The organism is Colwellia sp. MB02u-10 (assembly GCF_014077185.1).
Lineage (GTDB): Bacteria > Pseudomonadota > Gammaproteobacteria > Enterobacterales > Alteromonadaceae > Cognaticolwellia.
Window position 1 is genome coordinate 1 of sequence record NZ_JACGVK010000023.1, and the last position, 554, is coordinate 554.

The 554-nt window shown below is 41.2% G+C and carries 1 protein-coding gene; it reads left to right on the top strand.

What is annotated here, in order from left to right:
• On the top strand, positions 1 to 554 hold a 554-nt coding region (locus H4J59_RS19730), incomplete at both ends, for a methyl-accepting chemotaxis protein (RefSeq protein ID WP_259369318.1).

Genomic DNA, 554 nt, shown 5'->3' on the forward strand with positions numbered 1-554 from the left:
CGTGATGTCGATCAAGCGGCCAGTAGTGCGCTTGAATTGGTCACCGATGTCAATAAAATTTCAACGGTCATGTCTGAAATTCAGGGCATTGCGGATCAAACAAACTTACTGGCATTGAATGCTGCCATTGAAGCGGCAAGGGCGGGTGAGCAGGGTCGAGGTTTTGCTGTCGTTGCCGATGAAGTCAGAACGCTAGCGAGTCGGACTCAGGAAGCAACCGTTCAGATCCAAACTTCTGTTATTGAATTACAAAATTCGTTAAAAAATTGGAGTGAGGTGATGCTTGCTAGCAAAGCTAATGCCGAAGAATGCTCTGCAGATAGTACTAAAATAAAGCAAGAAATGGAAAATATTATCGGTAACGTAAATGATGTGAGTGATATGACGGCTCAAATTGCCACCGCGGCTGAAGAACAAAGTGTCGTTGCCAATCAAATAACGCATAGTGTTTATACCATAGATAATATTTCTCAAGAAAATAGTAAACTTGCAACGCAAGTAAATAATTATGGTATAGCGGTAAATAAAAGTGCTGAAGATCTCGACAAATTAAA